This window comes from Erythrobacter longus (genome assembly GCF_000715015.1).
In the GTDB taxonomy this organism is placed as follows: Bacteria; Pseudomonadota; Alphaproteobacteria; order Sphingomonadales; family Sphingomonadaceae; genus Erythrobacter; species Erythrobacter longus.
Window position 1 is genome coordinate 187647 of the sequence record NZ_JMIW01000004.1, and the last position, 26340, is coordinate 213986.

Below are 26340 nucleotides of genomic sequence, written 5' to 3' on the forward strand. Positions count from 1 at the left end.
TTAACAGCTATGTCAGCTATGCCGTTATCCCTGCTCAATTGAGCAGCCCCCTTCGCTTAATTACATCCATTATGGCGGTTTTTACATTTGAGATAAAGAGGTTTGTCTAACCATACCTCGTCACGCTTTAGTAACGGGCCCCGATATTGGATCAATGCGGCATGGTTTTCGCGCTCCAATAAATATGCCCCTTCCATGCTTGCCCTAAGCCATCAGGACACGTATTCGGGCCGGCTCGCATCTGCGCGAGCAGTACCGGCAAGATGCAAGAGACAACACAAAACCCAATGGGCAAGATCACCCCTTCATGGGGTCAAGAGTTTCGGGCGACCCTATCGCTCGCAGCTCCGCTTGCGGCTGCCAATCTCTTGCAAATGCTCACCTATGCAGTCGATGTGATCTTCATTGCACGGCTTGGTGATGAGCCTTTGGCAGCCTCTGCCTTGGCGGTTTCGCTGTTTGGGTTGGTCTTGTGGGCGATGACCGCCCTTACCGGCGCGGTTGCCCCTCTTATCGCAGAGGCCATCGGCGCAGGTGGTCCCACAGTGAGGCCTGTCAGACGGTCGGTGCGCATGGCCTTGTGGCTCGCGGTGATCACCGGCGTTTTGGGCATGGGGCTTTGCCTTTTGCTCGAACCCATCATGCGTTGGACCGGTCAACAACCGCAGATCATCGCATTGGCACGCGAATACAATTACATCATTATATTCTCACTCATCCCGATGCTGCTTGCCGGCGTGCTGCGGAATTTTGTCTCAGCCCTTGGGCGCCCGCTTTTTGCCACCGCGATCACCGGAGTGGGCATTTTCGTGAATGCCTTTGCCAATTACGCGCTCATTTTCGGGAATTTTGGCGCGCCTGAGTTGGGGCTCAAAGGCGCGGCAGTGGCGACCATCATCACCGCCTTTGTTATCCTTGGCGCATATGTTGTGGCGATCAGGCTCGACCCGAAGCTACACCGCTATCACATCTTTGGCAGGCTCTGGTCGCCGGACTGGGACCGCTTCTGGCAGATTGTTCGGATCGGCGTTCCCATTGGCCTGACCGTGACAGCGGAGGCCGGCATCTTTGGTGCGGCGGCATTCCTGATGGGCCGGTTTGGCGCAAGCGAGCTTGCCGGGCATACGGTCGCCTTGCAATTGGCCGCCCTTGCTTTCCAAGTGCCGTTTGGCATTGGCCAGGCTGTGACTATTCGTGTCGGTTATTATTATGGCGCGCGCGATCCCATTGGCATCAAACGCGCCGGGTGGGTTGCGCTCGCAATCTCGACCGCCTTTATGGCTTGCACGGCCAGCGCCATGGTGATCGCGCCTTACACACTGCTCTCGATCTACGTTGATCCCTATGCGGCCAAGAACGCAGCGCTCGTCGGGTTCGCGCTCCAATATCTCGTGCTTGCTGCCGCCTTCCAATTGGTCGATGGCATTCAGGCAGTCTCCGCCGGAGCTCTGCGCGGGCTGCAAGACACGCGCGCGCCCATGTGGATCGCGATTTTCAGCTACTGGGTGCCCGGTATCGGCCTTTCAATAGGCCTCGGGTTCTTCACCCCGCTACAGGGAACGGGCGTGTGGATCGGTCTTGCGACCGGCCTTGCCTTTGCCGCCGTCCTGCTCACCTGGCGCTGGATGGCGCGGGAGAGTTTGGGGCTGGTCAAGCAGCCGCAGCGCCCATCGTAGTCACCACACGTTGAGGGAACGGGATGGAAATGCCCTTCTCGTCAAATTTCGCCTTGGCCGCTTCGGTGAGGTCCCAGGAAAGCCCAAGATAATCCGCCGTATCGCACCACACGCGAAGTCCGATCCCGACCGAGCTTTCGTCAAGCGAAGCGACAAAAGTGATAGGCTCAGGATCGCTCAACACCCGCTCATCACCGGCCGCCAATTGCAACAAGGTGTCGCGCGCGTCCTTCATGTTGTCGTTATAACCAATCCCGACAATCAGCTCGAACCTGCGTGTCGGGTGACGGCTGAAGTTGATGATGGGCTGATTCCAAAGCTCGTTATTGGGCATCATCACGAACAGGCCATCGGGCTGTTTAAGCTCGGTGGTGAAAAGGCCAATTTCCTGCACTGTGGCAGTGATCGTACCGACATTGATTACTTCGCCCACACGAAAGGGGCGCTGGGTCATAATCATCACGCCCGAGGCGACATTGGAAAGTGTACCTTGAAGCGCGAGGCCGATAGCAAGCGCCAGGCCGCCGAGCGCTGCAATGATGCTCGTCGTTTGCACCCCGAATTGTGAGAGCACAGTCAGCAGCACCACCGCCCAGATTGCGTACTTCGCCGCTTTGGCGATAATACGCGCGATGGAGATGTCCATGCTGGATGAGCGCGTCAAACCTTTCAGAACCCAGCGTGACACAAGGCTGCCGATAAACAAGCCGACCACCAACAGCGCGATGCCCCCGGCTATGTCCATGATATTCATGCGCAGCCAAATAAGGCCCTGCTCAGCATAGGTGAGTGTTGTGATCTCGGGGTTAAATCGCATGGGGGGTCTCTGTTATGAAGCGGAGGCGCGCTTTTGGGGTGACGTGCGCAGAATCAAGAACTCATTGGCCCATGCACCGATACAATTCAAGCGCAGCCCCGGTTCCGAAAAATACCTGAATTTTTTTTGGCAACCACCTGTTGACTCTCACCTCGCCCACAACCATTTGAGCCCCGCTGGCACTCTTAGTCGAGAGTGCCAAAGTCTATTATCAACCCTAGTCCAAGAAAGGTCATCAAAATGGCATTTCGTCCACTTCACGACCGCGTTCTGGTCCGTCGCATCGAAGCAGACACAAAGACCGCAGGCGGCATTATTATCCCAGACAGCGCTCAAGAAAAGCCATCCGAAGGCGAAATCGTCGCCGTTGGTGAAGGCACACGCGACGATGCAGGCAACCGCGTTGCTCTCGACGTGAAAGCCGGCGACCGCGTTCTGTTCGGCAAATGGGGCGGCACCGAAGTCAAAGTCGACGGTGAAGACCTCCTCATTATGAAGGAAAGCGACATCATGGGCATCATCAGCTGAGGCCATCGACCTTAGTTTGAAGCTCTAATCCGCTTACTCAATTCAACGAATTTTCTCAGGAGAAACAATCATGGCTGCTAAGGACGTAAAGTTCGGCCGCGAAGCACGCGAAGGCATTCTTCGCGGCGTAGATACGCTTGCTAACGCTGTTAAAGTCACGCTCGGTCCAAAGGGCCGTAACGTCGTCATCGACAAAAGCTTTGGCGCCCCTCGCATCACCAAGGACGGCGTAACCGTCGCCAAGGAAATCGAACTGAAAGACAAGTTCGAAAACATGGGCGCACAAATGCTCAAAGAGGTCGCTTCAAGAACGAACGATCTAGCAGGCGACGGCACCACCACCGCAACCGTGCTTGGCCAGGCGATTGCCCGCGAAGGCATGACCGCTGTAGCTGCTGGCATGAACCCGATGGATCTGAAGCGCGGTATCGACACCGCAACCGCAGCAGTCGTTGCAAACCTTCAGAGCCGTTCAAAAGAAGTCGCTGGTTCTTCTGAAATCGCTCAGGTTGGCATCATCTCGGCCAATGGCGACAAAGAAGTCGGCGAAAAAATCGCTGAAGCCATGGAAAAGGTCGGCAAAGAAGGCGTCATCACCGTCGAAGAAGCCAAAGGCCTCGAATTTGAACTCGATGTTGTTGAAGGGATGCAGTTCGATCGCGGCTACCTCTCGCCTTACTTCATTACCAACCCGGACAAGATGCTGGTTGAACTCGACAACCCCTACATCCTGATCCACGAGAAGAAGCTCTCCAGCCTGCAAGCCATGCTCCCGGTTCTCGAAGCCGCGATGCAGTCGGGCCGTCCGCTTCTTATCATTGCTGAAGACATCGAAGGCGAAGCGCTTGCGACCCTCGTCGTGAACAAGCTGCGCGGCGGCCTCAAAGTGGCAGCGGTGAAAGCTCCAGGCTTTGGCGATCGTCGCAAGGCCATGCTGCAGGACATCGCGATCCTCACCAAGGGTGAAATGATCAGCGAAGACCTCGGCATCAAGCTTGAGAACGTGACGCTGGGCATGCTCGGCGAAGCCAAGCGCGTCACCATCGACAAGGACAACACCACCATTGTCGACGGCGCAGGCTCTCAAGACGACATCAAAGCCCGCGTGGGTGAGATCAAGGCTCAAATGGAAGCCACGACGTCGGACTACGACCGTGAGAAGCTGCAAGAGCGTCTGGCGAAACTCGCTGGCGGCGTTGCTGTGATCAAGGTTGGCGGCGCTTCGGAAGTCGAAGTGAAAGAGCGCAAGGACCGCGTTGATGACGCGCTTCACGCGACTCGCGCTGCGGTTGAAGAAGGCATCGTCCCTGGCGGCGGTACTGCGCTTCTTTACGCAACCAAGGCTCTCGAAGGCCTCAAAGGCGACAATGACGACCAGACCCGAGGCATTGACATCGTTCGCCGCGCGATCATGGCGCCGGTTCGCCAGATTGCTCAAAACGCCGGTCACGATGGCGCGGTTGTTTCTGGCAACCTCCTTCGTGAAGGCGACGAAACCCAAGGTTTCAACGCTGCGACCGACACCTATGAGAACCTCGTTGAAGCTGGCGTAATCGACCCAACCAAGGTTGTTCGTACCGCCCTTCAAGATGCAGCATCTGTTGCTGGCCTTCTCATCACCACCGAAGCGGCGATCACCGACGCTCCGGAAGATAAGGGTTCAGGTCCTGCAATGCCCGATATGGGCGGCATGGGCGGCATGGGCGGCGGCATGGGCTTCTAAGCATGTCCTGAGCCCGTCAAAGGGCCAAACGCTTTTCCCAAGCTTTCAGGAAAAGCCCCGTCGGAGAAATCCGGCGGGGCTTTTTGCTTATGGTGCACCAAGTTATCAATGCCGCCTTTTGAGACACTTAGCGGACATTTGTGTTAAATGGGCTTGACGCATGGCAGTGTATAATGAAAAATACATGCATTCTCGGCCTCGGGACTCGCGTAGCTCACGGGCTTGAATGTGTCGGCACCCTGTTCAGGGTCAAACACAGCTTTTGTATTCAGCTGGTTTGATCTTTGGGTGTCCGCCACCTGAAGGAGGCTTTTAGCCTGCCGCAAAATTGGGATCTGCGGATGGGAATAGGCGCGGAACGTTGACGGATGATCAGGCCCGCTTTTGCGGCCTTCCGAATGCTTTCCAGTGTCCACCAGCGCCGGCCCGTGAAGGGAGCAGGGAGCGATGTACGCGCGTGATGATGAGACGGGATCAAATTCTGGCGCAACCAATCTGATTGGCTGCCTGACTTACCAAAGCAAAGCGGCCGCGCCGCCGTCCGAGGCTGAGCTAAATGACCTGGTGGCCAAAGCACGCCAGCGCAATCAAAGCGCCGGCGTAACCGGTATGCTCCTTTATGAAGATGGGCGGTATCTCCAAACGCTGGAAGGCCCGCCTGATGGGCTTGGCAAAGTGTGGCAATCGATCCAGCAGGATGAGCGCCATGAAGATATAGAATTGCTGACGGAGCATTTTGTCGAAGCCCGGCTGTTTTCTGACTGGGACCTCCTGCTTTACCGCAAACGCGGTGAGACGCCCCGTAGCTTTTGGGACAGACTACGGCGCAAACATCCGCTCAGCCAACATATTCAGAGCGTGGTAAGAGATGCGTTCGAGGCAAATGAAGTGGGTCTTGGCGACCTCTTCGCACGGCTTGCGGAATCAGGCTGGCACGGCGATGAAATCGTGAGACAACTGATAGAGCCATCTGCCCGCGCGTTGGGGGACGCTTGGCTCAATGACGAGTGCAGCGAATTTGACCTCACCTTGGGCCTTGGCATTTTGCAGATGGCCGGCCATGCGGTTCGTTATACGCAAGACGCAGAGACGCTGCGGACCAAGACATATTCAATCGTCCTCGCGTCGGCTCCGGGTGAGACGCATATGCTGGGTCAAAGCCTGCTTGCCGATCAGTTTACCGATGCAGGTTGGTCGGTTGAAATGTCATTCCCGGGAAGCGATCAAGCGCTTGCCAACCAACTTGAACATCAACGCCCTGATGCGCTCGATGTAAGCTTGTCGGATTCTCTTTCCCGTCTGGGCCGCATCGCGGCACTGCGCGAAACCGTGAAGCAAAGCCGCCTCGTTTTGCCAGATCACAATCTGGTCATTTCAGTGGGCGGCAGGCTCTTTGCAGAAGCTGCTGCCACCGCTGAACATGTGGGCGCGGATCACTCTCGCCAAACGATGGCTGGCACGCATCTGCGCGTTGCAGAGCTTGTCGCTCATGCGAGGGAAGTCCGCTCAGGTAAGTAGGCCGAGGACCCTTTCATTCTTTGTCGCTCTGCGCCATGAGCAGGCGAAACGAAAATGAGGGAACTCCCAATGAAAACGAAATTCGCAGCTCTGCTGCTTGCTTCTGTCGCGCTTGCCGGGTGCGATGCGCTGACACCAGTGGAAACTGTGGAATGCGGCACGCAGGCTCAAACGGAATGCCTGAACGCCTGGTTTGACGAAAAGTTCGAAGAACAGCTCGCCTTCTCGCCGATCACGCAAACGGGATTGGGCCGGAAAACCGATTACGACAAGATCGACGATTTCAGCGAAGACGCACAGCTTGCCCAACTTGAATGGATGCGCGGCGCAACGGCGCAAATGGAAGCAAGCTTTGACTATGACGATCTGTCAGAGGCGGCCAAGCTGTCCTACGATATGTGGAAGTACCGGCTTGAGCAGGCGGAGCGCGCTTACGAGTTTCGCGAGCAAGCCTACATCCTCCACCAAATGGGCTCTGCGCAAAGCAGCCTTCCGACCTTCCTGCTGACGCAGCACACTGTCGAAGATGAAAGCGAGATGCAGGCGTTTATCACGCGTATTGGCGCGATCGGGACAGCTATGGACCAACTCCTAGCCCGTACGCAGGCAAACGCCGAGGCAGGCACCCGCGCTCCACGCTTTGCTTATGATGCGGTAATCCTTGAGGCGAACAACCTCACCTCCGGCGCGCCTTTCGAGGAGGGTGAGCCTTCCGCCATGTGGGCAGGCGTCGAGCGCCACCTTGCGAGCCTTGTTGGGAGCGGCGCGATTACCGATGAACGCGCCGAAGAGCTCCGCGAAAAAGCGCGCACAGCGCTCATCGAAGAATTCGCGCCTGCCTATGCACGCACGATTGCCTGGTTCGAAGAAGATCGCCCGAACACAAGCGAGGAAACGCAAGGGGTGACCGCCCTGCCGAACGGTGAGGCATTCTATGCGGCATCATTGAAAGAGATGACCACCACCGACCTTACCGCTGATGAAATCCACCAAATCGGCCTGGATGAAGTCGCCCGTATCCAAACCGAGATGCGCGCCATTATGAGCCAGGTCGGGTTTGAGGGCAGCTTGCAGGAATTCTTCGAATTTACGCGAACCGACCCGCAATTCTATTACCCCGACAATGAAGCCGGGGCGCAGGCCTATATTGCGCAGGCCAAGGCTCACATTGATGCGCTAACCGCGCGCCTGCCCGAGTTTTTCGGCACCTTGCCAAAGGCGCCGCTTGAGGTGCGCCGGGTCGAGGCTTTCCGTGAACAGGATGGCGCAGCGCAGCATTATCAGAACGGCACACCCGATGGTTCACGCCCCGGGATTTACTACGCCCACCTGTCCGACATGACCGCGATGCCAATCCCTGAACTGGAAGCGATCGCCTATCACGAAGGCAATCCGGGCCACCACATGCAATTGTCCATCGCACAGGAATTGGAAGGCGTGCCCAAATTCCAGTCCCAGGGCGGATTTATCTCTGCCTATGGAGAAGGCTGGGCGCTGTATACCGAACTGCTGGCAAAGGAGATGGGCGGTTACCAGGACCCTTATTCCGACTTTGGCCGCCTTGGCAGCGAAATTTGGCGCGCAATCCGTCTGGTGGTTGACACCGGCATCCACGCCAAGGGCTGGAGCGAGGAAGAAGCGGTGCAATATGCACTTGCGAACTCGCCCAACCCCGAGGCCGCCGTGCGCAGCGAAGTGCAGCGCTATTACGTGCTTCCGGGCCAGGCGACATCATACAAGATCGGCATGATCCGCATTCAGGAACTGCGTGCGAAAGCGGAAAAAGAGCTGGGCGAAGACTTCGACATTCGCGGCTTCCACGACACCGTGCTTGGCGGGGGCTCGGTGCCGCTGTCGATCCTTGAAAAACGGATCGACCAATGGATCGCGAGCGTCAAAGAAGCGTAAGCTGCTAGCAGATCAAATAGAAAAGGGCGCGAGGTGGTTGACCACCTCGCGCCCTTTTTGCGTCTGGATTGATGAGGCCTTAGCCGCCCTTGCGGCTTGCCGCTGCTGCCTCGATCACGTCCTCATCCCATGTGACCTGCGTCTGGGTCTGCGGGTTGAAACGGGTGTTGGCGTAAGAGGCGGCTTCTGCTGCTGCAATCTCCTCGGCGGTCAGGTGCTCTGATGGCTCAAGCGCGAACACATCGACACCGCGAGTGATCTCGGTGCCGTAGATGCGGCCGTTGTACCAATAGCTGGACCAGAAACCGCCAACGACCAATTGCTCTTCGCTGATCGGGCCGCGGTCGAAGAATGCGATCTCTTGCGGATTAGCGCTGTCGGTGAAGTCCATCACGCTGATGCCGCCCTGATACCAGCTTTGCACGAAAAGATCGCGGCCGGGCACCGGAATGATCGAACCATTGTGAGCGACGCAGTTTTCCGTATCGCTTTGTGGTCCGGGCATCTTGTAGTGGCTACGGAATTCCAGCTTGCCGTCAACGATGTCGTAAATCGCATTGGCGCCCCAGGTCATCGGGTCCGATGCCTTACAACGCGGACGACCGCCCCCGCCCCATTCGTCGGTGAAGATCACTTTGGTACCGTCATTGTTGAAAGTGGCGGAGTGCCAATAGGCAAAGCCTTTGTCGAACACGCTGTCGGTGCGAACGGGGTTATAGGGATCGGAGATATCCATAATGATCCCGTTGCCCGAACACGCGCCCGCTGCGATTTTGAGCGCAGGGAACACGGTGATGTCGTGGCACTGATTGGTTTGGCGGGTGTCTTGAGCGCCCTCTTCAGAGGTACCGCCTTTCCAAAGACCAGCAATTTCACCGGTTTCGTTGTCAGCAAAAACGCGTGGGCTACTGGTGATGCGAGCCGCTGCCGGATTGGCGAGCGGGATTTCGATCACGTCGATGCTGAACAATGCGGTGCGGCTGTCCGCTTCATTGTCGATGCAGCGCGAGAGCTCTTCCTGCTTGCGCACGCGCGACGTGCCCGAGTTGTAGACGACAAGCTTTTCGTCATCAGCGCTCACGATGGAGTGCGTGTGGCTGCCGCGGCAGGTTTGCACCTGTCCGACCTGGCGCACAGCGGTAAGGTCCGAGATGTCGAAAATGCGAAGGCCGCGGAAACGCTCTTCCGACACGTCACCCTCAACACCCTGAAGCCCGCAATCCACGCGGCCACGGGTTTGCTCGACGCTCATAATGAGAAGGTTTTCGTAAACCGAAACGTCGCCTTGGCCGCCCGGGCAGACGACTGATGACATGAGGTTGGGAACCCCGTCATCGCCAAGCTTATAGATATTAAAGCCGTGATAGTTACCGGCAACCATAATGTCGTCGAAGAACGCCATGTCCGTGTTGGCAAAATCGAGCAGCGGCGAACGCTCTGCAAATTGTGTCAGGCTTTCGCCGTCTTCCTCTGGCGTTTCCGCCTCTTCAGCTGCAGCATCTTCTGCCTCTTCCTCATCCGTTGGGAGAGGGGGGCGAAGGTCAGCCGGGTTTTCCGGATTAAAGAAGCCAGCAGGTTTTGGCAGCGACACCACCTTGCGAAGGTTCATGATTGCCTCGCCCGCATCGTCGAAACCAACGGCCAGATTGACGCGCGGATCGGATGAAAGACCAGCCAGCATCACATCCATTTGATCGATTTCGGACTGCTGGTCGCTCTCGATATCGCTGATGAACTGGAAAAGCACAGGGTCAGACGCGCTGCCCGGTTGGTCGAGCAGATCGTCAACCATTTTGATCGCGCCTTCGTGGTGGGCAATCATAAGCGTGAGGAACAAGCGGTCGAATTCCGTACCCTCAAGCGTTGCGAGCTTGGCCATGTCCTCTGCGCTTGCCATGCCCGCCATTTGCGAGTGATCCATCGCATGGCCCATCATGTGGTTGGAGTGGTCCATCCCTGAATGGTCCATGGTAGAGTGATCCATGCCGACCATCACGGTTTTCTGACCGCGCGCGGTCAGCCATTCATTCATGAATTCAATCTCGTCGGCCTGGCTCGACAAAATGCGGCCAGCGATAGTGACGACGTCTTCATTATTGGTGCGCGCTTCGACCAGAGCGGACATTTCAACCGCCTGTTGGTGGTGCGCAATCATGCCTTGCATGAAAGCAACGTCTGCATCGGTGTAGCTGGATTTTGCAATCTCGCTTGCTTCGCTTGCGGTTAGCGTTTTGCTCGCCTGACCGGGTGCACCTGGCAAAAGAATGGGAGCAGTCTGCGCCATCGCAAGGCTCGAACCGGTAAGAAGAAGGCCCGTAAGCAGGCCGCGAGAGCCCAAAACGAGGTTACGTTGCATGGTTGTATTGTCCTTATGATGCGTGGTTTGACAGCATACCTGCCCGATTGCCTGCGCCAGTCAAGGTCGCACCGCAAACGATCCATACAAACGCAACAAGGGAACAATCGAAGGGTTCCTTGCATTATTATTAATGCAGACCTTGGCACTTTGGCCAGGAATCGGTCCCGCGCCCGGCACATTTCGCCGCATGCGATAAAATGAGTGCTTGTCGCGGCGAATCGTAGGATCATAGAGTGCACGCTTAAGCCGCTGCTAACATAGCCCGGAGTATCTTCGCCTTATGGCATTCAGAAACCTTATTTCTTCCGTAGCCCGCGCAGGGCTTGTCGCATCAGCTTTCCTCGCTGCGACTTTGGCACCCGCAATCGCGCCCGTTTCGGCTCAAGGTAACGAGCTGCAATCCAGCTTTGACAACGCATTCGGGACGCAGGCACGCGAGCCCTCAACCTTCGAGGCGATCTATGCATCATCCTTCGAACAACGCATTGCTGAGCTTGCCGATGGAAGCGATGGCCGGATCGGCGTTGCCGCATGGGATTTGGCCACAGGCGAACAGATCACGGTTCTGGGCAATCAATTGTTCCCTATGGCCTCGACCAGCAAAATCGCGGTCGCTGCCAAGTATCTCGAAATGGTGGAACAGGGCCAATATTCGCTGACCACTGAATTTCCGCTCCTTATCCCTGTTCGTTCGGCGAAATTTTCGTCAGCGGCTGCGCCCGTGCGCAAGGGCAATTCCATGGCAGCGATTGATCTGATTGAAATCATGATCACCCGGTCCAGCAACCCTGCGACCGATGCCCTCTTGGCAGCGGTTGGTGGCCCGCAAGCGGTCAATGACTGGATGCGCCGTCAGGGGATTAGCGATTTTTCGCTCGACCGCGACATTGCGACTTTGGTGCGTGATGATGGGGAATATGATCCTGCAAACTGGATTGATCCGCGCGATGCGGCCTCGCCCAAGGCCATGGTACGCTTACTCGCGGGTCTTTATCGCGGCGAATATTTGTCGGATGAAAGCCGCCGGGTCCTTCTGGGCGCGATGAGCCGCACTGTCACAGGCAAACGCCGCATCGTTGCAGATATGCCAGGCGAAGCGCGGGTCAGCCATAAGACTGGCTCGCTCAATAATACCTCCAGCGATATCGGAATTATCGAGAGCCCCGATGGGCGCGCTATTGCCGTTGCGATTTATGTGACGGGTCAGGGTTCACGCGGAGCCCGCGAAGCACGGATCGCGTCTATTGCCCGCGCACTCTACGACGGGTTCAGCGTTCGCGCGCGTCAGGACCGCAATTGGGTCAATGCGCCGCGGATGGGCGGAGGTTAGAACCCCGTCTGGTTGTGGCCCCGTTTAATCTGGGCAAAGAAAAAGGCGGCGCCCGGATTGGACGCCGCCTTTTCTGTTTCTAGCGTTAAGCTAGCGAAAAGCGAATTACTCGCCGTCCACCATAGCTTCTGCCTTAGCAGCAGCGCCTTCAGCAGCTTCCACAGTCGCATCAGCAGCGCCTTCAGCAGCTTCTGCAGTCGCGTCAGCAGCTTCACCAGCAACAGCAGCGCCTTCTTCGGCAGTTGCAGTTGCATCGTCAGCGATTGAAGCAGCGTCAGCAGCCATTGCATCACCGGTTTCGGTCACTGCGTCTGCGGTTTCGCCGCAAGCAGCAAGGCCAAGAGCAGAAGTTGCAACAACAGCGGCAAGAATGATCTTACGCATAATAAAATTCCTTGTTCAGCGTTTAGAACACGCACCCCCACCTGGGGGAACGCGCCAAAGTCGGGCAGAACGGCCTGACTTGAGCTTCTAAATAGTGGCAGAAATGTGGCCGCACAAGTAAAATGTGGCAACATGCCCTTTTTTTGCCCTATTCTCGCCACATTTGGGCTGCCCGCCTAGGCGATGCTCGCGGCGCCTCCCACTTTTGGTGGGCAAGGGGGCTTGCTGGCTCAAAGGCGGCTTACACCAGTGCTCTTGCAGTGCTAGCAGGTGGCCATGTCCGATAAGAAGCAACACCTCTACCTCGTTGATGGCTCAGCCTATATATTCCGCGCCTATCACCGGTTGCCACCGCTTACCAACCCGCAAGGCACGCCCGTTGGCGCGGTTTATGGCTATACGACGATGCTGTGGAAGCTGGCGGATGACCTTGATGCAGCCGATGGGCCGACGCATTTGGCGGTGATCCTCGACAAAGATTCGAAGAGTTTCCGCAACGACATTTATCCCGAATACAAAGCCAACCGTCCCCCACCGCCAGAAGATTTGCGCCCGCAGTTCCCGCTGATTCGCGATGCAACCCGCGCCTTTAGCCTGCCTTGCATTGAGGAGCAGGGATTGGAGGCCGATGACCTCATCGCCTCTTACGCCCGCGAAGCGCAACGAAAAGGTTGGGACGTGACAATTGTATCGTCGGACAAAGACTTGATGCAGCTTGTGGGCGAAGAAAATGGTGCCAATGGGTCAGGGCGCATCGACATGCTTGACACGATGAAGTCGCAGCGCATTTATCTCGATGAGGTGCACGAAAAGTTTGGTGTCACGCCCGATCTGGTCGGCGATGTGCTGGCTCTTATGGGGGACAGCGTGGACAATATTCCAGGCATTTACGGCGTCGGCCCCAAGACCGCGACCAAGCTTATTGCCGAACACGGTTCGCTTACCGCAGCGCTCGATTCTGCGCCCGATATGAAGAAGTCCAAGCTCAAAGAGCGCCTGCTTGAAGGGCGCGAGGCTGCCGAATTGTCGCGCGTTCTGGTGACGCTCAAGGAAGACTGCGATCTTCCCGTGGCGATCGAAGACATGGCTCTGGGCAAAATCCCCGAGGGCCCACTCGTCGAGTTCTTGCAGACCCACGGCTTTACCTCGCTTCTTAAGCGGCTTGGCGCTGGGACGGGCTCGCCTGAACGCGCAAATAACCTCAATCCTGCCAAGGCCGACAAAAACGGCGACAAGGGCTCCGTCGAAGGCAATCGTCAGCCGCTTTCCGAAATGCCACAAGTGGATCGCAGCGCCTATGAGACGGTCCAAACCCTGGAGCGCCTGCAAGAATGGACCAGGCGGGCAACAGCGGCCCGGCTGGTCGCTGTGGATACCGAAACCTCTTCCCTCGATGCCATGCAGGCGGACCTTGTCGGGGTGAGTTTGGCACTTGGCCCCAATGATGCGTGCTACATCCCGCTTGCCCACGGGGGCACCGATTTGCTGGCTGAAAAACCTGATCAGGTGGCGATGGCCGATGCAATCGCTGCACTTAAGCCCATGCTTGAAGACGACGCCGTTCTCAAAGTCTTCCAGAACGGCAAATACGATCTCAACGTGTTGGAGCGTTCCGGGATTAGCGTGTCGCCGATCGAAGACACGATGGTGATGAGCTTTGATCTTGATGCCGGGCGCGGAGAAGGTATGAGTGCCAAAGGTATTGGGGGCCACGGCATGGACGAATTGTCCGAGCGTCACCTTGGCCACACGCCCTTGTCATTCAAGGAAATCTGCGGGACGGGCAAGAAAGCGATCCCCTTTGGCGAAGTGCCTTTGGGCCGTGCGACCGAATACGCCGCCGAGGATGCAGACGTCACCTTGCGGCTTTACCGGATGCTGAAACCGCGCCTTTCCGAAGAAGGCGGCACCAGTATCTATGAACGCGTTGACCGCCCGCTTATCCCGGTGGTTGCCGCAATGGAGCGTGAAGGCATCAAGGTAGACCGCGCCCGGCTTGCCAAACTTTCCGAAGAATTTGCGGGCGAAACGGCGCGGCTTGAAAAAGAAATTCACGAGGTCGCGGGCGAAGAGTTTTCCGTCGGCTCCCCCAAACAGCTGGGCGAGATTCTGTTCGAGAAAATGGGTTTCAAAGGCGGGCGCAAAGGCAAGAGCGGCGCGTACTCCACCGATCACGCGACGCTTGAGAAACTCAGCAGCGACCCAGAAGCGGCCGCGATCACCAAAAAGGTGCTGGAATGGCGGCATTTGTCGAAATTGAAATCGACCTACACCGATGCTCTGCAAGCCCAGATCAACCCGTATACGGGCCGTGTGCATACCAGCTACAGCCTTGTAGGCGCCCAAACGGGGCGATTGTCTTCAACCGATCCAAACTTGCAAAACATCCCCATCCGCACCCCCATTGGCCGGCAAATCCGAGAGGCTTTTGTGCCAGAGGATGGCAATGTTTTGCTGGCGGCTGACTATAGCCAAATCGAGCTCCGGCTGGCCGCGCATATGGCGGATGTCGGCACGCTCAAAGAGGCTTTTGCGAACGGCGAGGACATCCACTCGCGCACCGCAACCGAGATGTTTGGAGAAGTCACACGCGACACCCGCGCCCGCGCCAAGACGATCAACTTCGCCATTCTTTACGGCATTTCGCGTTGGGGCTTGGCCGGCCGGTTGGAAGTCGAGCCAGACGAAGCACAGGCAATGATCGACACCTATTTCCAGCGCTTCCCCGGCATCCAGCGTTATATCTCCGAGACGCTCACAAGCGTTGGCGAACGCGGCTATTCTGAAACGCTGTTTGGCCGCAAGACCTGGTTCCCGCGCATCAAATCGAAGAATCAGGCCGAGCGGCAGGGCTCAGAGCGCGCCGCGATCAACGCACCGATCCAAGGGACAAGCGCCGATATCATCAAACGCGCCATGGCCCGGATGCTTCCGGCTCTGCGTGATGCAGGGCTCAAGGATGTGCGCATGTTGTTACAGGTGCACGATGAATTGGTGTTCGAGCTGCCCGAAAGGGACGTCGCCGCCGCCTCTCCCATCATCGAACGCGTCATGGCAGAAGCAGCGTTGCCATCGGTGACACTCGACGTGCCGCTGGCGATCGACATCGGCACGGGCGCAAGCTGGGACGCGGCACACTAAGGCACAGCACGATAAGGCGGGGCACGATAAGGCGGGGCACGATAAGGCGGGCACGATAAGGCGGGGCGCAAACCCCTTTGGCCTATTCGTGCTTTTCGGCTCGTGTCGCCTCGAGATGCTCTGGCGCAAAGAACCCGATGGGGTTGGCCTCCACCGCGCGTTTTTTAAGCTCACCTCGCATGGCGCGATATTCCGCTTCCATCCGGGGTGTGACCGTCGCCCGGCTGTCTTCAAGCGCGTCGTCGAAGTCCTGCATTTCAACCGCTGACACATCACCGCCCATACGCCGCAATGCGCTAAGGCCAGCGCGGCGCACGACATCTTCGAGATCAGCTCCGGTGAACCGGTCGGTTTTTGTTGCGACCTCGTCCAAATCGACATTGGTCGACAAAGGCATATTCTCAGTGTGAATGCCAAGAATATGGCGGCGACCCTCCAGATCGGGGGTGCCGACATAGACAAGCTCGTCAAAACGGCCCGGTCGAAGCAATGCAGGGTCCATCAAGGTCGGGCGGTTTGTTGCACCGATCACGATGACGGATTGAAGCTCTTCAAGACCATCCATCTCAGCAAGAATGGTGTTCACCACGCGGCCGGTAACCTGGGGTTCGCCCTGCCCGCTGCCGCGCGCTGGAACGAGGCTGTCGATCTCGTCGATGAAGACCACGCAAGGGGCAACAGCCCTTGCGCGGGCGAACAGCTTGGCAATCTGCTGCTCACTTTCCCCGTACCATTTGCTGAGCAGGTCAGAGCTTTTGAGGGAGATGAAGTTCGCCTCTGCCTCCTTAGCCACCGCCTTGGCAAGCAAGGTTTTGCCAGTGCCTGGAGGCCCATAGAGGAGGAAACCCTTCGCCGGGCGAATCCCCAGACGGCGGAAACCTTCCGCGTTCTTCAAAGGCAGTTCGATGCCCTCTTTAAGCTTGTCGACTGCATCGGTAACCCCGCCAATATCGTCCCAGCCAACATTGGGCATTTGAACCATGACTTCGCGCATCGCCGAGGGTTGGACGCGTTTAAGCGCGCTTTGAAAATCGTTGCGGGTGACGCACAATTCTTCGAGCACTTCGGGCGGGATTTCGCGGGCGTCCAGATCCAGCTTGGGCATGATCCGGCGTACAGCATCAATTGCCGCCTCGCGGGTGAGCGCGGCAATATCGGCGCCCACAAAGCCGTGGGTCATCCGGGCAAGCTCATTCAGGTCCACGCCCTCTTCAAGCGGCATTCCCCGCGTGTGGATCGCCAGAATTTCGCGCCTGCCGGTCTGATCTGGAACCCCGACAACTATCTCACGGTCGAACCGGCCCGGACGGCGAAGCGCCTCATCAATGGCATCGGGCCTGTTGGTCGCCGCAATCACCACAAGATTGGCGCGCGCTTCGAGCCCATCCATAAGCGTCAGCATTTGCGCAACCAGACGCTTTTCTGCCTCGCCCGGCACTTGAGTACGCTTTGGCGCAATCGAATCGATTTCGTCGATAAAGACGATTGCCGGGGCCGCCCTTGCCGCCTCTTCAAACACTTCGCGCAGGCGCTTTTCGCTTTCGCCATAGCCCGAACCCATGATTTCGGGGCCGTTGATAGTGAAAAATTCAGCATCACTTTCACTGGCAACCGCTTGCGCAAGGCGCGTTTTACCGGTTCCGGGAGGACCATGCAGAAGCACCCCTTTGGGCGGATCGACGCCCAGCCGGGTGAACAATTCTGGATAACGAAGCGGCAGCTCAACCATTTCGCGAAGGGCCTGAATGGTGTCTTCCATCCCCCCGACATCATCATAATTGACCGCAGCACGCGCATCGCGCGGCTCTTCAAATTCAGTGCGCAGCTCTACTTCGGTATTTTCGTCGATATGGACGATGCCCTTGGGGCTGGTGGAATGCACCGAAAGACGAATTTGCGTAAGCGCATAGGCAGGCGCGCGCAGCAATTGGCGTACGTCTGATGGCATGTTTTGAACTGGCTGTTGGCCGGTTGTCGCCACCAGATCCCCTGCGACCAGAGGCTTTTTGAAGAAGTTGCGTTTCAATGCCTGTGTGGGACCTTGCAACCGCATGTCGCGCTGTGCAGGGGCAAAGACCACGCGGGTGGCAGCGCGCGATTGCGCGACGCGGATATCGACGTGCTCACCTGATCCAGCCTCTGCGTTCCCCCGCTGAAGTCCGTCCAGACGAATGACATCGAGTGTCTCGTCCTCCTGATAGGCCGGCAGTGCAATTGCGGCTGTTGAACGCTTGCCAACAACTTCGACCACATCGCCTTCGGTGATACCGAGCTTTTGAAAGGCTGTGCGGGGCATTCTCGCAACGCCTTGCCCCGATTCTTCCTGCCGTGCCGGGGCCACCTGAAGCCGAAGCGTGCGGGTGGAGGTGTCGGCTGTATCGGCGTCTGCCATGGGCGATGTCCTTTGGCTGAAAAGAAGGACCTGCTCTTTGGTCCAATAAGGTGATCACAAGTAGCTAGGATGCAGTGGTTGGGATTGCAAACGACACTTTGCGCGCACCTTGAAGCAAATCCTTGCGCGGTCATGCATTCGGCGCCGGTCCATTGGGGCAACATGGAAAGGGCACAAAAATGGAAAGGGCACAAAAAAAGCCCGGCACAAAGGCCGGGCTTGAAAGTTTGGGAGAGGATGCCTGAAAGGCACGGGTGGGTTTTGCCCCGCGGGCCATTATTGTGCAAGTGCGAAAGCCGCATTCTTACGTGCAAAAAATGCACGTATTGAGCGGGAACTTTCGTGTTTCATGTGATTCTGTGCAAACCTTAGAGCCTGCGCATTAGGCAGCTGCTTATTATTTAGGCATATTTCCGTTTTGCCGCCCGGTAAATCTCATTCTTGCAAGCTGTACCTCTAACCCGTGACATCGTTGTTGCTTGGGACTAATCAGGGGTTTGTGACCTCATATGGCCTGAATACGCCAAAAGCTTCCCAAACCGGGCGGCCTTTCTGGAATTGAGCGGGCTTCACATGGAAATCGAACGGACCGGCTTTTCTTATGTCAAAAATTTACCCGAACGCTGTCGCTGCGCTTGAGGGCGTCATTGCCAATGACTTGCTGGTTGCAGCTGGCGGATTTGGCCTTTGCGGCATTCCAGAACGCCTCTTGGACGCCATCAAGGAAAGCGGCGTTACCGGCCTTACCTTTGCCAGTAACAATGCAGGCATCGACAATGAAGGCATCGGCAAGCTCCTTCGCACGCGCCAGGTGAAGAAGATGATTTCCTCTTATGTTGGAGAAAACAAGGAGTTTGAGCGGCAGTTTCTGTCGGGCGAACTTGAGGTTGAGTTTTGCCCTCAAGGAACGTTAGCCGAGCGAATGCGCGCCGGGGGAGCTGGTATTCCTGGCTTCTACACAAAAACGGGCGTCGGCACGCAGGTCGCCGAGGGCAAAGAGCACAAGGACTTCCCCGATCAGGACGGCGTCATGTCGACCTATATTCTGGAACGCGGCATCTTTGCCGACCTTGCCATTGTAAAGGCGTGGAAGGCTGATGAGACGGGCAATCTCATTTTCCGCAAGACTGCGCGCAACTTCAATCAACCCGCGGCAACTTGCGGCAAGGTTTGCATCGCAGAGGTCGAGGAAATCGTCCCGGCAGGTGCATTGGAAGCCGACGAAATCCACCTGCCTGGTGTGTTCGTCAATCGCATTGTTCTTGGCGCGCCATACGATAAGAAAATCGAATTCCGCACGGTTCGCTCACGCGAGGACGCATAGATGACCAAGGATGTGCGAAACATACGGTTAAACAGCGTCGGAACAACAGCCTTTGTTCTGGGCTGCTCTATCGCGTTGCAAGGGTGCGTTGCTGCCGCCTTTCCGCTGGCCGCTGGCGGATTGCTTGGCGAACGCACGATTTTCGCGCGCAAAGGTGATGTGCCCCAGCCTGACCCAATTGTCGAAGTTGCAACAACAGGTCAGCAAAGCGAGGTTGCGAACTCTGACCTTGTGCCCGTCAAGCAAGAGCCTGCAACAGCCTTGCCACCAGCCAGCTCGGCCAGTGCGGATTTCAACGCCGCTTTTGCGAATGGCGCAAAGGTGAACGCTGCGACATCACCCGACCCTATATCATCCAGTCCTGTATCACCCAGGCCCGTATCAGCTAGCCCATCTGCGCCTGAGCCGATCACAATGCCTGCGCCTATGACGGCTTCCCTCGCAGCTGAAGTGCCAGCAAACCCGGCGCCCATCGAGAGGCCCACAAACAGGGTCATTCGCTCGTTGCCAACGCCGGTTCCTTCCGCGCGGGAACCCTTGGACGCGCCTGTGAGCAGCCCGGTTAGCGCTCCATCGAATGCGCCAGCCGATACGCCTGCATTTGCTTCGAGCTCTCCGGTGGGCGCACAGGCGGGCATCAATCAGTTTTTATCATACGCCAACCAACGCCAAATCGGTTCTGGTGATGAGCCAGAGGCTGCTATGTTAAGCAATCGGGTGACGCTTGAACCGGTAAAGGCACAATGCGGCGGGGTGTCGCCTACCGTCCTTATCGACCTTGATCCCAAAGGCGCTTTGTTCGATTCCACCTCCGCCTCGCGCCCACCCTCTGGCCTTGCCCGCGGGCTCGCACAATTGCGCTTAAGCGGTGTTTCGATTGCGTGGATTTCCGGCAATGGGATCGATAAGCTCGACGCGATCAACCGCGCATTGAGGTACAGCGGTCTTGACCTCAATAATGAGGACCGCGTCCTGCTTGTTCGCGGCCCCGATGATCGCAAGCAAACCCTTCGCGAAGAGCTTTCTCAAATCAGCTGTCTGATTGCCATTGCAGGCGATACACGGTCCGATTTCGACGAGCTTTATGACTATCTCAAAAATCCGGCAGATGCAGGGTCGCTTGAACCCCTGATTGGCGATGGATGGTTCCTCATCGCGCAACCCCTGCTTTAACCAAACGAGGCAATAAAATGAGTGATGAGGCAAAAGGCTGGAGCCGCGACCAAATGGCAGCGCGCGCCGCAAGGGAACTCCAGGACGGATACTACGTCAACCTTGGCATTGGCATTCCAACGCTGGTCGCCAACCACATTCCAGACGGCATGATGGTGACACTGCAAAGCGAGAACGGAATGTTGGGGATCGGGCCTTTCCCATATGAAGGCGAGGAGGACCCTGATCTGATCAACGCCGGTAAGCAAACCATCAGCGAACTGCCGCATTCCGCTTACTTTGATAGCGCGACCAGTTTCTCGATGATCCGGGGCGGGCACATTGACCTGACGGTTCTGGGCGCAATGGAAGTGGCGGAAAATGGCGATATCGCAAACTGGATGATCCCGGGCAAAATGATCAAGGGGATGGGCGGTGCGATGGATCTTGTAGCCGGCGTCAAAAAGATCATCGTGGTGATGGATCACACCGCAAAAGACGGCAGCCCCAAGCTGATCCCGGAATGCACTTTGCCCCTTACTGGCGCAAACGTGGTCGATATGATCATCACCAATCTAGGTGTGTTCCATCGCCCATCAAAAGATTCAGCCTTCCAACTTATCGAGCTTGCCCCCGGCGTGACCGAAGAGGACATCGCAGCCTCCACGACAGCGGCTTACGAAGTGGCGTTGGAAGCGGCTTAGTCGGCGCGAACCGGATGACTAAAGTCGCACGCAATCGGGGGACGGTCTGGCTGCTCGCCGGAGCAGTTCTGTCAGGTCTGGCAGGGCTTCTTCACATCGGGGTGATAGTCGGTGGCCCTGACTGGTATCGCTTTTTTGGTGCACCAGAAGAATATGCCGTCGCTGCAACTCGTGGCGCCATTTTTCCAGCGATGGTGACTTCTGGCATTGCTGCAGTTCTCTTTATCTGGAGCGCGTTTGCTTTGTCTGGCGCAGGCTATATCGCGCGGCTGCCACTTCTAAGGGTCGGACTTATCGCCATCACCGCGATCTACCTCTTGCGGGGCGCTGTGTTGATCCCGGCATTCCTCTATGTTCCATACCCAGAAGGCGCGTTCGACTATTGGTCGTCTGCGATCGTGCTTGTCTATGGCATTGTCCATGCTGTTGGATTGGCGTTTGCATGGCGAGCGCTGAGCGACCGGACTGAGTCAGCCATATGACCCTTTGGCTGCACACCCCGCGAAACCCAAACGCTCCGCTTGCCGGGCTCAAAGTGCTCGAGCTTGCGCGGGTGTTGGCTGGGCCTTGGGCTGGTCAGATTTTGGCCGACCTTGGCGCAGATGTCATCAAGATCGAAAGCCCCGAAGGCGACGGCACACGGCAGTGGGGCCCGCCCTGGGTCGAGCGCTTCGGGGCCGACGGCACAGTCCACAAAGAAGCTGCTTATTACCATGCCTGCAACAGGGGCAAGCGCAGCGTGGTTGCCGATTTTGGCGATGCGACTGACCTTGAACGCGTGCGCACCCTGGCGCGCGAAGCCGATGTGTTGATCGAGAACTTCAAGACAGGCGGCCTTGCAAAATTCAGCCTCGATTATGCGTCTTTGAGAGAGGCCAATCCGGCCCTTGTCTATTGCTCGATCACCGGGTTTGGGCAGACCGGCCCACGCGCGCATGAAGCAGGATACGATTTTGTTATCCAAGGGATGAGCGGGTTTATGTCGGTAACTGGTGAACCCGGCAGCGTGCCTGTCAAAATGGGCGTTTCGATCAGCGATCTGACAACGGGCATTTATGCAGCCAACGCTATCCAGGCAGCGCTGATCCAGCGCGGACGAACCGGCAAGGGACAGCAGGTGGACATGAGTTTGCTCGATTGTTCGGTCGCTTTGCTGGCAAACCAAGCGACCTATCATCTGACCACTGGCGAGAATCCGCCGCGCATGGGAAATGCTCATGCGCAAGTCGCGCCTTACGGAGTGTTCCCGGTAAGAGATGGGCACGTGATCCTGGCCCCTGCCAATGACCGGTTGTTTACGAAATTGGCCAAAGTGCTTAATCGGCCAGACTTGGCCGCTGATCCGCGATTTGCCAGTAATGGCGGACGGGTTGAGAACGCAGGGCTACTCGACGCAGAGATCGCTAAGGCAACATCCACTTGGACCAAGGAAGGCCTGATTGAAGCCTGCAATGCCCACGGCGTTCCAGCGGGCCCGATCAACAAACTTGATGAGGTATTCGCCGATCCCCAAGTGCTGGCACGCGGTATGCGGGTGGACCTTGGCGGGATGCCGGGCGTGCGCAGTCCATTCACATTTTCAGACGCAGAATTGGCGCTCGACCGGCCTTCACCGATGCTGGGCGAAGACACCCCCTCCTCCAAGGATTAGCGAGGAAGACGCCGGAGCCTCTTGCCTTATTCCTGAATTTCTGTAATTACAGAAATAACGAAAGCGAGGCGAGTCGTGAGCAAGTTGCTCGATATTCCGGAAGCCAGGTCCTTCATCCTGCACTGGGGTGAAATGGGCACCGAATGGGGCGTCAATCGCTCTGTCGCGCAGGTCCACGCCTTGCTGTATCTGAGCGATCGTCCTCTTCACGCAGAAGAGATTTGCGAAGCTCTTGGTCTTGCCCGGTCCAACGTGTCCAACGGGCTGAAAGAGCTGCAATCCTACGCCATCGTACGCCGTGTCCACGTCGAAGCGGACCGGCGCGATCACTTTGTGGCCGAAACCGATCTGTGGGATATGCTGATGAAGATCGCGGCCGAGCGTAAGCGGCGCGAAATGGACCCCACGATCCAACTGATGGGCGAACTTGCCGAAAGCCTTGAGGGGCGCAACGACGTGCCTGCCCATGTGCGCGAGCGGATCGGGCGGATGCACGAATTTATCGGCACGCTGACGGGATGGTACGCCGATGTGCGCGACCTTCCCAAACCCACCCTTGTCCGCTTGATGAAACTGGGGCGCGGCATTGCGCGCTTTCTCCCCGGTAAATCGAGCGACTAATCCCGCAGTAGTATGAAAGGATAGCACCATGACACATGCCGCACATCCAATCGTTTCTCAAATTACAGAAATTTGTGAAGAACGCTCTTTGAGCGGTTTTTCAGCGGCGCTGCGTTGCCCCAGCGGCAAAGCGCAATCCGCCTCCGCCTCGCAGAACACTGTAACGGCTAGAGTCGCGTCAAAACGCGATAACCCGGTCCACGATCTGATTTTCTAAACCGGCCCTACACTTTCAAAAGGAGCAAAATTATGTACGCCCTTGTTTCCTATATCATCTATCTCGGCGCCAGCATTGGCCTCAGCGTCTGGGTGGCGCGGACCTTGTCCAAGAACGGCTTTGTTTTCCTGACCGAGTGTTTTGGCCACGACCGCATGCTTGCCGCATCCACCAACCATTTGCTGGTCGTCGGCTTTTACCTCGTGAACCTTGGGTGGATCTTATTGACCCTGCGGTTCGGGACCCCGCCCGAAAGCGCGATTGACGCAATCCAGTTTCTCTCCAGCAAAGTTGGGATTGTGGTCGTCGCCCTTGGCGTCATGCACTTCTTCAATATGAATGCGATTGCCAAATTCGGGCGCAAAGTGGGCCATTGGTTCCGCGAGGAACAATGGGCAGCAAAGGCTGCTGAGCCCGAAGCCTGATCGAGCTCCAAACAGGGCGTCCTCAGTTTTCGAGGACGCCCGATTGGATATTGATCGACGTATCATCGCCCCATGTCGACACACGGCTGACGGTGCGGTTTGCATTCACAACTTCCAACACACGGCGCAAGGATGGAAGCCGGTTCTGCGGCACATAATTGATCCTGCGGTTGTCTGTGATGAGGGTGATGGAATAATTCGGTTTAGAATTTGGGCGCTCGCTCTGGAGGATTTGTCCAGCCGTATCGGGCCCCACCCAAATTCCCTTGCCACTGTCGCTGATCGCCAAAAGATAGGCATCGGCCGCACCATCCGCACGGTAAGCAACTTGGACGGGGCCTAAAGATGAATCCCGGCACCAAACGCTCGCTGGTTCGGGAGCGATTGCCTCACCCTCTTCACTTTCGCCCGGCTCACCGCGAGAGACCAGTCCCCCCAGCAAGGCCCCCAAAATTGCAGAACCCGCGTCCGGTTCTGCGTCTTGTGCCTTCTTGAACCTGAGCTTTTTCTCGCAATCTTCGACAGGGACCGCAGGGGCCTGAGCAACCTTAGCCTCTGGCGGGGTCAATTCCGCAAAGGCCGCGTCGATCATCTGACCCAATTCTTCCGGGCTTTTGGTCGAAGACGACACGCGCATCTTCACCAGCCATCCATCGATCGAAAACAGCACAACCGCAGTGCTCAGCGCAGTTCGGCTATTTGGCGTGGCATAAATAGCGCGCAAACCCTGCCACTCTTCCGCTCCCGGCCAACCATATTGCTCCACGCCAAAAGCCAGTTCGGGCTTGGCGTAAATGTCGCGTATTTCTATTCCGGTTTGTGCCTGGCGAAACCAGACCGGAACAGCGCCATTGGTATGGCGATAAATATATAGCGAGATTTCTTCTGACCCATCCGAGCTGGGAAAAGAAAACCCGATATTGAGGAAATCTTGCGCAAACTCGGTCGCACTTCCGCGCGGTAGGCCCCCGATTGTATCGGGCACTACGATGCCGCTGTGTGGATGTTCCCAAGGCGCTCCGATCTCAAGCTCGATGGGTGCCTGCGCATTTGCTGATGCCAATGGTGCGACCAATAGGCCTGCATAGGCAACAATCGCAAAAACACTTGAACGCATGTCAATTCTCCCCCTTTGATCAGGAGTTTGCCAGCGCGCGCACACAGTTCAAGGAAATAATGGAGCAAGATTTGGTGCAAGCCCTAGTGTGGCCGCGCTAACTCAACAGCTTGGTCATGCTGCGCCAGAGACGTTCAAACGGACCTTGCCCTGCAAAGCGTGCCCACAAAGTCGACCAGATCAGCATCGCGGCAATGGGTACAAAGCTGATGGCAAAGCCTTGCGCGCGCGAGACCTCTCCGAATAATCCCATGCCCCAACTGGCAAAGATCGCGGCGAGAATGACGGATGTCAGCAGGTAATTGGTGAGCGACAACCGGCCCACGGCTGCCAAACGTTCGCGCAAGGCGCCTTCCTTTCGGAAAAACGCCATCGCTAGGGCCGCGTATGCGAGCCCCAGCGCCGTGTCGAAGGGCGCAGAGAGGACAAGGCCCACCATCCCGGCAATGCTTGCCGGAAAACCATTGTCAGACACCCACCATGCAAGGCCAAGGAGCGCGGGAACAGCAGCCAGAGCGCATATCGCAGCGCAGCGTTGCAAGAGAAAAAGCCGCCATTTACCTTGAAGCAGCTCGCTTTTCCAAAGCCCCATGCCAAGCGCCATTGCAGCCAGATTGATGGGTATCGCGCTGCCGATCACCGAAAGCTGAGAGCGCAAACCCGTAAGGCTTCGCGCGATACGCTCTTCCCAACCCTCGCGGCCCTGATCCAACATATATTGCACCGATGCAGGGTTTGAGCCGAACAAGCGTTCTGCCAAAAGCGACGCATCGCTTCCCGGTCGCCCCTGGTAATAGTCGAGCACGCTGGCCCCCAAAGCGACAACCCCGCCTCCGACGTGCACAGCAATAAAGCCCACGCAAATAGCGAACAGCGACCTTGCGCTTAGCACTGTGAGTAAAGGCAAAGCGCAGCCCGCCAGCGCAAAGACCCGCAGCACATCATTACTCGCAAACAGGATTGAATGGACCGCGCCAATCGCGAAAAGGACAGCCATTCGGGCGTAGTGCGCGCGCACGGGATGCCCCTTCTTCCGCTCGCCGTCACGCTCCAACAGGATGAGACACCCTGCCCCAAAAAGCATTGCGAAAAGAGTGCGGAATTTGTCTTCGATAAAGACAAAGTTGACCGCCCAGATGATGCGATCAAGGCGTGATGCCTCGCCAAGTCCGGGTCCCCAGACTGAGGGGTTATGGTACCCTTGCGCCGGAAGTGCGAAGGCATAGACGCTCATCCACACCACGCCGATCACCGCAACGCCGCGCAAAGCGTCGAACTCTATTATGCGCTGATTAGGCGGTGGCCTTTGTTGCGATTTGGGCTGGGCGAACGTCTCCATCAGAGACGCCTAGC

General features: G+C 57.2%; 21 protein-coding genes. 15 read left to right on the forward strand and 6 right to left on the reverse strand.

The window, feature by feature from the left end; all coding sequences use genetic code 11:
• The first annotated feature begins 287 nt into the window (after positions 1 to 287).
• Positions 288 to 1676, forward strand: coding sequence for an MATE family efflux transporter (locus EH31_RS10910; protein WP_034960381.1), 1389 nt, complete (start codon positions 288 to 290; stop codon positions 1674 to 1676).
• Here the strand turns inward: EH31_RS10910 and EH31_RS10915 are convergent.
• Entirely contained in the window at positions 1651 to 2493 is an 843-nt protein-coding gene (locus EH31_RS10915) for a mechanosensitive ion channel family protein (RefSeq protein WP_034960383.1), read from the reverse strand. The two genes, EH31_RS10910 and EH31_RS10915, sit on opposite strands and share 26 nt — an antisense overlap.
• 240 nt (positions 2494 to 2733) lie before the next feature.
• Between EH31_RS10915 and groES the strand changes: the two genes are divergently transcribed.
• From groES to EH31_RS10940, 4 genes are all read left to right on the forward strand, one after another.
• Positions 2734 to 3021, forward strand: coding sequence for a co-chaperone GroES (gene groES / locus EH31_RS10920; RefSeq protein ID WP_034960384.1), 288 nt, complete (start codon positions 2734 to 2736; stop codon positions 3019 to 3021).
• A gap of 70 nt (positions 3022 to 3091) precedes the next feature.
• The gene (gene groL, locus EH31_RS10925) at positions 3092 to 4744 is read left to right on the forward strand and encodes a chaperonin GroEL (RefSeq protein ID WP_034960387.1); all 1653 of its coding nucleotides are present in this window, start codon (positions 3092 to 3094) and stop codon (positions 4742 to 4744) included.
• 447 nt (positions 4745 to 5191) lie between these two features.
• A complete protein-coding gene (locus tag EH31_RS16965; protein WP_051699184.1) occupies positions 5192 to 6262 on the forward strand; it encodes a BLUF domain-containing protein in 1071 nt (356 codons plus the stop codon).
• A gap of 69 nt (positions 6263 to 6331) precedes the next feature.
• Positions 6332 to 8170, forward strand: coding sequence for a DUF885 domain-containing protein (locus EH31_RS10940; RefSeq protein WP_034960390.1), 1839 nt, complete (start codon positions 6332 to 6334; stop codon positions 8168 to 8170).
• 79 nt (positions 8171 to 8249) lie between these two features.
• On the opposite strand, the gene EH31_RS10945 is transcribed toward EH31_RS10940, so the two are convergent.
• Entirely contained in the window at positions 8250 to 10526 is a 2277-nt protein-coding gene (locus EH31_RS10945; protein ID WP_034960391.1) for a DUF305 domain-containing protein, read from the reverse strand.
• Positions 10527 to 10809: 283 nt separating this feature from the next.
• On the opposite strand from EH31_RS10945, the gene EH31_RS10950 reads away from it, so the two are divergent.
• Entirely contained in the window at positions 10810 to 11859 is a 1050-nt protein-coding gene (locus tag EH31_RS10950) for a serine hydrolase (protein WP_034960393.1), read from the forward strand.
• Between the two features lie 105 nt (positions 11860 to 11964).
• On the opposite strand, the gene EH31_RS10955 is transcribed toward EH31_RS10950, so the two are convergent.
• Entirely contained in the window at positions 11965 to 12243 is a 279-nt protein-coding gene (locus tag EH31_RS10955; protein ID WP_034960394.1) for a hypothetical protein, read from the reverse strand.
• 276 nt (positions 12244 to 12519) lie between these two features.
• Here EH31_RS10955 and polA point away from each other — a divergent pair, with 276 nt between their 5' ends.
• A complete protein-coding gene (polA, locus tag EH31_RS10960) occupies positions 12520 to 15384 on the forward strand; it encodes a DNA polymerase I (protein WP_034960395.1) in 2865 nt (954 codons plus the stop codon).
• Between the two features lie 82 nt (positions 15385 to 15466).
• On the opposite strand, the gene EH31_RS10965 is transcribed toward polA, so the two are convergent.
• Entirely contained in the window at positions 15467 to 17776 is a 2310-nt protein-coding gene (locus EH31_RS10965) for a CDC48 family AAA ATPase (RefSeq protein ID WP_034960396.1), read from the reverse strand.
• Between the two features lie 601 nt (positions 17777 to 18377).
• Between EH31_RS10965 and EH31_RS10970 the strand changes: the two genes are divergently transcribed.
• The 8 genes from EH31_RS10970 to EH31_RS11000 all read left to right on the forward strand — a co-directional run bounded on the left by EH31_RS10970 (position 18378) and on the right by EH31_RS11000 (position 23870).
• A complete protein-coding gene (locus tag EH31_RS10970; RefSeq protein WP_034960397.1) occupies positions 18378 to 19100 on the forward strand; it encodes a CoA transferase subunit A in 723 nt (240 codons plus the stop codon).
• Complete coding sequence (locus tag EH31_RS10975; protein ID WP_034960398.1) at positions 19101 to 20273, forward strand: hypothetical protein; 1173 nt, start codon at positions 19101 to 19103, stop codon at positions 20271 to 20273. It abuts the gene before it with no gap.
• Positions 20274 to 20290: 17 nt separating this feature from the next.
• Positions 20291 to 20956, forward strand: coding sequence for a CoA transferase subunit B (locus tag EH31_RS10980; protein WP_034960400.1), 666 nt, complete (start codon positions 20291 to 20293; stop codon positions 20954 to 20956).
• A 14-nt stretch (positions 20957 to 20970) separates the two neighbouring features.
• Entirely contained in the window at positions 20971 to 21438 is a 468-nt protein-coding gene (locus EH31_RS10985) for a hypothetical protein (protein ID WP_034960401.1), read from the forward strand.
• Positions 21435 to 22607, forward strand: a complete 1173-nt coding sequence (locus EH31_RS10990; protein ID WP_034960402.1) for a CaiB/BaiF CoA transferase family protein — start codon at positions 21435 to 21437, stop codon at positions 22605 to 22607. The genes EH31_RS10985 and EH31_RS10990 overlap by 4 nt, the downstream gene beginning before the upstream one ends.
• Positions 22608 to 22682: 75 nt before the next feature.
• Entirely contained in the window at positions 22683 to 23228 is a 546-nt protein-coding gene (locus tag EH31_RS10995; protein ID WP_241765903.1) for a GbsR/MarR family transcriptional regulator, read from the forward strand.
• Between the two features lie 28 nt (positions 23229 to 23256).
• Positions 23257 to 23445: a hypothetical protein gene (locus EH31_RS17560; RefSeq protein WP_152553547.1), complete on the forward strand. Its 189-nt coding sequence runs from the start codon at positions 23257 to 23259 to the stop codon at positions 23443 to 23445.
• A gap of 32 nt (positions 23446 to 23477) precedes the next feature.
• A complete protein-coding gene (locus EH31_RS11000) occupies positions 23478 to 23870 on the forward strand; it encodes a hypothetical protein (protein WP_034960403.1) in 393 nt (130 codons plus the stop codon).
• Positions 23871 to 23892: 22 nt separating this feature from the next.
• Here EH31_RS11000 and EH31_RS11005 read toward each other — a convergent pair whose 3' ends face one another.
• A complete protein-coding gene (locus tag EH31_RS11005; RefSeq protein ID WP_034960404.1) occupies positions 23893 to 24987 on the reverse strand; it encodes a hypothetical protein in 1095 nt (364 codons plus the stop codon).
• A gap of 97 nt (positions 24988 to 25084) precedes the next feature.
• Complete coding sequence (locus EH31_RS11010) at positions 25085 to 26326, reverse strand: DUF418 domain-containing protein (RefSeq protein ID WP_051699185.1); 1242 nt, start codon at positions 26324 to 26326, stop codon at positions 25085 to 25087.
• Positions 26327 to 26340 lie beyond the last annotated feature (14 nt).

Coding starts and splice junctions, on each gene's coding strand:
- EH31_RS10910 (WP_034960381.1), top strand. CDS start 288: ATGGGCAAGATCACCCCTTCATGGGGTCAAGAGTTTCGGGCGACCCTA.
- EH31_RS10915 (WP_034960383.1), bottom strand. CDS start 2,493: ATGCGATTTAACCCCGAGATCACAACACTCACCTATGCTGAGCAGGGC.
- groES (WP_034960384.1), top strand. CDS start 2,734: ATGGCATTTCGTCCACTTCACGACCGCGTTCTGGTCCGTCGCATCGAA.
- groL (WP_034960387.1), top strand. CDS start 3,092: ATGGCTGCTAAGGACGTAAAGTTCGGCCGCGAAGCACGCGAAGGCATT.
- EH31_RS16965 (WP_051699184.1), top strand. CDS start 5,192: ATGTACGCGCGTGATGATGAGACGGGATCAAATTCTGGCGCAACCAAT.
- EH31_RS10940 (WP_034960390.1), top strand. CDS start 6,332: ATGAAAACGAAATTCGCAGCTCTGCTGCTTGCTTCTGTCGCGCTTGCC.
- EH31_RS10945 (WP_034960391.1), bottom strand. CDS start 10,526: ATGCAACGTAACCTCGTTTTGGGCTCTCGCGGCCTGCTTACGGGCCTT.
- EH31_RS10950 (WP_034960393.1), top strand. CDS start 10,810: ATGGCATTCAGAAACCTTATTTCTTCCGTAGCCCGCGCAGGGCTTGTC.
- EH31_RS10955 (WP_034960394.1), bottom strand. CDS start 12,243: ATGCGTAAGATCATTCTTGCCGCTGTTGTTGCAACTTCTGCTCTTGGC.
- polA (WP_034960395.1), top strand. CDS start 12,520: ATGTCCGATAAGAAGCAACACCTCTACCTCGTTGATGGCTCAGCCTAT.
- EH31_RS10965 (WP_034960396.1), bottom strand. CDS start 17,776: ATGGCAGACGCCGATACAGCCGACACCTCCACCCGCACGCTTCGGCTT.
- EH31_RS10970 (WP_034960397.1), top strand. CDS start 18,378: ATGTCAAAAATTTACCCGAACGCTGTCGCTGCGCTTGAGGGCGTCATT.
- EH31_RS10975 (WP_034960398.1), top strand. CDS start 19,101: ATGACCAAGGATGTGCGAAACATACGGTTAAACAGCGTCGGAACAACA.
- EH31_RS10980 (WP_034960400.1), top strand. CDS start 20,291: ATGAGTGATGAGGCAAAAGGCTGGAGCCGCGACCAAATGGCAGCGCGC.
- EH31_RS10985 (WP_034960401.1), top strand. CDS start 20,971: ATGACTAAAGTCGCACGCAATCGGGGGACGGTCTGGCTGCTCGCCGGA.
- EH31_RS10990 (WP_034960402.1), top strand. CDS start 21,435: ATGACCCTTTGGCTGCACACCCCGCGAAACCCAAACGCTCCGCTTGCC.
- EH31_RS17560 (WP_152553547.1), top strand. CDS start 23,257: ATGACACATGCCGCACATCCAATCGTTTCTCAAATTACAGAAATTTGT.
- EH31_RS11000 (WP_034960403.1), top strand. CDS start 23,478: ATGTACGCCCTTGTTTCCTATATCATCTATCTCGGCGCCAGCATTGGC.
- EH31_RS11005 (WP_034960404.1), bottom strand. CDS start 24,987: ATGCGTTCAAGTGTTTTTGCGATTGTTGCCTATGCAGGCCTATTGGTC.
- EH31_RS11010 (WP_051699185.1), bottom strand. CDS start 26,326: ATGGAGACGTTCGCCCAGCCCAAATCGCAACAAAGGCCACCGCCTAAT.